This is a genomic window from Deltaproteobacteria bacterium GWA2_45_12 (genome assembly GCA_001797365.1).
Lineage (GTDB): Bacteria > UBA10199 > UBA10199 > UBA10199 > UBA10199 > UBA10199.
Genome location: MGPH01000009.1, coordinates 1 through 5,240, shown reverse-complemented (window position 1 = coordinate 5,240; position 5,240 = coordinate 1). Strand labels below are relative to the sequence as shown.

General features: G+C 48.0%; 5 protein-coding genes and 1 pseudogene (1 of these 6 running past the window's edge). All 6 read right to left on the bottom strand.

All coding sequences use genetic code 11. The annotated features are described in order from the left end of the window. Positions 1-224, bottom strand: a pseudogene (locus A2048_10640) (NeuB family protein); it reaches 796 nt to the left of the window's first position. A gap of 42 nt (positions 225-266) precedes the next feature. Further along, positions 267-1,280, bottom strand: a complete 1,014-nt coding sequence (locus A2048_10635) for a hypothetical protein (protein OGP10601.1) — start codon at positions 1,278-1,280, stop codon at positions 267-269. Between the two features lie 85 nt (positions 1,281-1,365). Continuing rightward, entirely contained in the window at positions 1,366-2,256 is an 891-nt protein-coding gene (locus tag A2048_10630) for an aldo/keto reductase (protein OGP10600.1), read from the bottom strand. Continuing rightward, positions 2,232-3,404 (bottom strand): UDP-4-amino-4,6-dideoxy-N-acetyl-beta-L-altrosamine transaminase, encoded by a 1,173-nt coding sequence (locus A2048_10625; GenBank protein ID OGP10599.1) that lies wholly within the window; start codon positions 3,402-3,404, stop codon positions 2,232-2,234. The genes A2048_10630 and A2048_10625 overlap by 25 nt, the downstream gene beginning before the upstream one ends. Further along, positions 3,401-4,315 carry a hypothetical protein gene (locus A2048_10620; protein OGP10598.1) on the bottom strand — a complete coding sequence of 305 codons (915 nt, stop codon included), beginning with the start codon at positions 4,313-4,315 and terminating at the stop codon, positions 3,401-3,403. The genes A2048_10625 and A2048_10620 overlap by 4 nt, the downstream gene beginning before the upstream one ends. Positions 4,316-4,321: 6 nt before the next feature. Then, positions 4,322-5,240: UDP-N-acetylglucosamine 4,6-dehydratase (inverting) (locus tag A2048_10615; GenBank protein ID OGP10597.1), on the bottom strand; the 919-nt coding region annotated here is incomplete at its 5' end.

The following is a 5,240-nucleotide window of genomic DNA, read 5'->3' as shown; positions in this document are numbered from 1 at the left end:
TCACGCGCATAATCCGCCAAGCCGATCCATACGTCGTCAGCCATTTCAAGAGAGCGAAGCAGGTCATAATACTTGTAATCGGGGGTAGCTACCTCATCGACATAGACTAATTGGTATTTGGCCACATCCGCACCTGCTGCTGCTGCTGCTTTCATCAGCAAACGCGCTTGCTGAGGGCAACCTTCAAACCCTTGTGCCAATTCAGCGATAATTTGAATATTCATATTCATAATCCTTGTTGTTACTTCACTTGTTTCTTCGGCAAGCTATCTACGCTCATGGTAGCGCTTTAGCTTGAGAGCAGGCGCCTCGATAATTCGGTAGGTGACGTGTGCTGCCGCTATTGAAAGAATCATTATAGCCAATACATTATGAGCTAAAGTGGGAATGTTCTGCATCAAAACGAGATGCCAAGCATAAATACCATAAGAGAGCACCCCAAGATATGAAGCCACCCTATACGCGGCAGATGTTTTAGATTCAATCGCCTTTAAATTTGCATGCGCTAAAACGAATGTAAATATTACCAAATCAACTAATAGAATTCCCTGCGTTGACCAAAATCGACCCGGCTGCATATGATAAATCCAATTTATGTAGCCGAGCAGCGCGAAAGCACTGACCGTAAAAAAAATTAGCCGCGATACATTAGGTTTAAGCTCAAAGACTACCAAACATGAAAGCATACCAACAATAAAGTGTGGCAAGCTTGCAACAATGTTGCGCCCATCATATGACCAGCCCTGATTTTTCACTAAGTAATAATTCAGAAAAGTTACAGCCAAATACAGAACGATTCCTAAGGTTATCGCCAAAATTCTCGATACAGGCAACATACTTAAAAAAAGTAAAGCAATCAACGGAGCTATGAGATAAAAATGGATTTCAATTCCAAGTGTCCAAAAAACCCCATCTAAAGGATAGTCTCCCTGATTAAACTGAAGATCAAAAAACTGCCCTGGCAAGTCGCTGAGGCTTAATGGGTTATTGCCGGTTATAACCCACTGAGCAATCCAGCCGATTAAACTCAATGAAAAAAACAGTGGATATATGCGCAAGAACCGATTGATGTAAAAATCTTTCAAATCACTTACGCAGTATTTGTAACGTTTAGAAATAAACCCATGCGCAATCACATACCCCGATATGCCAAAAAAAATCCACACCGCAACACGTCCTGGAATATTTACTAACGGAGGAAACTCTGCGCGATAGCCTGTCACATGCCAAGAAACAACAAAGAGCGAAAGCATCCCACGAAGTACAAGTAGCAAGTCCATAATTTTCTGATTAGTTATATTTTAATAGCTAGATTCGTCGTGTCCAAAACTGCCAAAGTTGCCGCTAGCACACAAACTTTCCCAACTAAGTCAACGTGTTCCAACGCGCTGGATTTAACAAATCAAGATCATCAGTTTTAATCGCAACGGGAATTTCAGGAGCTTGGCTTTGTATCGCCTGAAGGATTTCATTTAGCTGTCCAAGACTGTCAACGCCAATGATGACCTTGCTGATTTGGGGAAACGATAGGGCGTAACAAAGACAAGCTTGCAAAGGGGTCAGCCTGTTAATGCTTAGCCAGTTATCCCAATCGGACCAAAGCCGATACCAACGAGCGAATTTTTTGGGGCGATCAGTTGGTGACATCAATAGCAATCCTTGAAGTAATACTGAACGCACATGCAATTCTGTACCCTGCGCCGCCAAACGATTCATCCAGCCTGTATCAATTAGGCGGTGATCCAGAATATTGAATGGTGCTTGGACAAGATCGAGTTGAAAACGATCAAAAAGGATGTCGAGTTCTGAAGGATCGTAAATCGAAATACCTATTTTTTGAACCAAGCCATCGTGTTTGAGCTGTTGCAAGGCACGATAAAGGTCTTCACCGTTCTTTTCCATAAGCTGCTGTGGGCGGTGTAGCAACAAACCGTAGAGGCTTTTGACATTCAGCCGTTGCAAAGAACCTCTGACTGTCTCCGCAACCCATTGCAAGGTATCTGTGCAATCATTCGGGATAGCAGGCAACTTTGAAATAATCTGCCAACCCTGAATTCCAATCTCACCAAGTCTCTGCTCGCTTTCGCCGTAAGCAATGGCTGTATCAAGCGTATCAATGCCATTGTCTGCTGCTAGTTGCAAGATGGCCTTTCCTTCGTGCCGCGTAACTTGCCCAGCCTGATTGGCAATACCGTAGGGTAGGCCGAATTGAACCGTGCCGAGGGCAAGCTTCACCCTACCATTTCCTTGATAGATGAGATTACCTGTTCTTGTTGGTCATCCGTCAGGTCATAGAAGAGCGGAATGCTCAACGTTTTTTGATAATATTTCTGGGCATTTGGATAGTCTTCTGGCCTGAACCCAAGCCTGCGGTAATGGGGGTGGGCGGGCACCGGGATGTAATGCACTTGGCTACCAATTCCCCGTGATTTAAGTTCCTGCATTAGCTTCCCTCTGCTCAAACCAATTGAGTCAAAATCAATCTGGAGCACATAGAGGTGATGGCCACTCTGCTCGCGCCCCACAGCTTGAGCAGGGCGGCAATTACGCATACCAGCAAACGCCTCATCGTATTTCTTAACCAGAGCAAGTCGGCGAGCAATAAATCTGTCAAGTTTTTTTAGCTGCGAAAGTGCGAGCCCGCATTGCATGTCGCTGATGCGATAGTGAAAGCCGAGTTCCTGCATTTCGTAATACCAAGGGTCACGAACACCATCGGTCTCTGCCTGCTCCGGTAATTGAAAGGGGTCATTGAGCTTGTTAATGCCGTGACTACGCAAACGCAAGAGCTTGCGATAGGTGGGTTCATCGTTGGTTGTGATCATACCCCCCTCACCTGCGGCGATCGCCTTGACAGGGTGGAAGGAAAAGATCGTCATAAGCGAGTATGCGCAGGAACCAACGCGCCGCCCGTCTGGATAGAGCGCCCCTAGCGCGTGTGCGGCGTCTTCAATCACTACTGCACCGGCTTGGTCGGCAAGCGACTTGATTGTCGGCATGTCACATGGCAGGCCGGCAAAGTGCACAGGTATTACTGCGCGCGCATCCGGGTTTCTTACAATAGCCTCTCTGAGAGCCAATGGAGACATATTGATGGTATCTGGGTCAATGTCTGCAAAAACAACACGCCCGCCAACATATAGCCCGGCATTGGCGCTGGCAACAAAAGTAATCGGGCTGGTAATTAACGATGTTCCCGGGCCGACACCAGCTGCCAAGGCAGCAAGATGCAGCGCAGCTGTGCCACTTGAAACCGCAACCGCATATTGGACACCGACATATCCAGCAATCGCCTGCTCGAAGGCCTCAATGGCAGGGCCTTGGGTCAGTATGCCACTTTTCAAGACATCCACGACTGCCTGGATGTCTTCCTCATCAATATGGTGTTTTCCGTAAGGGATCATAATTTCTGTAACTCCTGGGCAAGCCCGTATTGTTCTTGCTGATGAAGTCTTGCGATGTGTTCGTTCACGCCACCCAATTGCCTGCCGAGCAACTTGCGGGTTTTTTGATTGGACAAACTCATGTCGTGTGGTCGCTGGACTAACGAGGCTTGGTCAGTGATGTAACCAGGTTTGATGAGACTGGCATCAAGCTTAAATTCTTGCGCAAGCTTGCGTCCAAACTCGTACTTTGAGATGCGCTCATCACCCACCACATGGAAGATACCGCTGGCTTTTAGATCGATCAGATCGTGTACAGCCTGGGCGGCTGTTTCCACAAGTATGGGTGTGTAAAATACATCCCGAAACAAGGTCAATTCTTTACCTACTCGAAGTGCTTCAATGAGCACATCACTGAATGAATGACGATAGCTTGTGCCCCAGCCATAGAAATTTGTTCGTATCACCATCGCCATTGGATGGGCTTCTAGAACCCGTGATTCAGCTTCGGCTTTTGTCCGCCCATACACGTTGATTGGCTTGACCGGAGAAGTTTCATTTGCAAGCGAAGCCACCCCGGAAAACAGATGATCGGTTGAAATATGCACCAGTGGTAACCCGTGCTTTGCGCAAGCTTGAGCGACATTAGCAGCAAGTTGTACATTGACGCGTTCGGCTAGGTCCGGGTCGGCTTCGCATTTTTCTACGCTAGTAAGGCCGGCCGTATGGATAACGATCTGGGGTTGCACATCTTCAAATGCACGAATGAGGTGATCAACAGATTCAAGATCGATTTTCCTGGTTTGGACACCCGCTAGAGCAATTTCGCGCTCGTGGAGTCCCAAGGTAATCGAATAGCGATCCCTCTGTGCCAAGGCCCAATTGAGAGCCAGTAGGCCGGAGCCGCCGGTGAAAAAAATCTGCAGTTTCATATCCTCTCAGATCGCACCGATCTTTTTACGATTTGCTTCGATCCATCCCTGCAATTCATTCACATTCATCCATATCTTGTTGTTGTCCGAGGTATACATAAACCCCTCCTCGACCTTGGTGCCACCCTTGATGCGCAAGGGGTCAGTAGACCATTGATGAATCATCGGAAGAATCTTGTAGTGATCCTCATACGCGTAAGTATGGGGGGCATCCTCCAATCCGATCATCTGCTCATGAATCTTTTCTCCCGGACGGATACCGATGATCTTGTGCTTGGCTCCCGGCGCAACAGCATTCGCGATATCCAGGATAGTCATGGATGGAATCTTTTTCACATATATCTCGCCGCCTTGCATGTCGTCAAGCGCGTGCCAGACGAGCTCAACCCCCTGTTCAAGGGTGATCATGAAGCGGGTCATTCGAGCATCCGTGATGGGTAAAACGCCTGTGTCCACCAAGGACATAAAGAAAGGAATGACCGAGCCGCGAGAGCCCATCACGTTACCGTAGCGAACCACGGCAAAACGGGTACTGTGCGTTCCGGCGTAGGCATTGCCCGCAACGAACAGCTTATCGGAAGCAAGTTTCGTTGCTCCATACAAATTGATCGGGTTGCTGGCCTTGTCTGTCGACAGGGCCACCACGCGCTTGATGCCACGATCGATGCAGGCATCGATCAGGTTCATCGCCCCGTCAATGTTGGTCTTGACGCATTCAAACGGGTTGTATTCCGCTGTCGGGACAATTTTGGTCGCTGCCGCGTGAATCACATAATCGATGCCGTCCAGTGCCCGTGCCAACCGGTCCTTGTCACGAACATCGCCAATAATGAAGACTACCCGTGGGTCTCCTTCAAACTTCTTGGCCATCTCCCACTGCTTCATTTCGTCACGGGAATAGATGACCAATCGCTTGGGATTATAT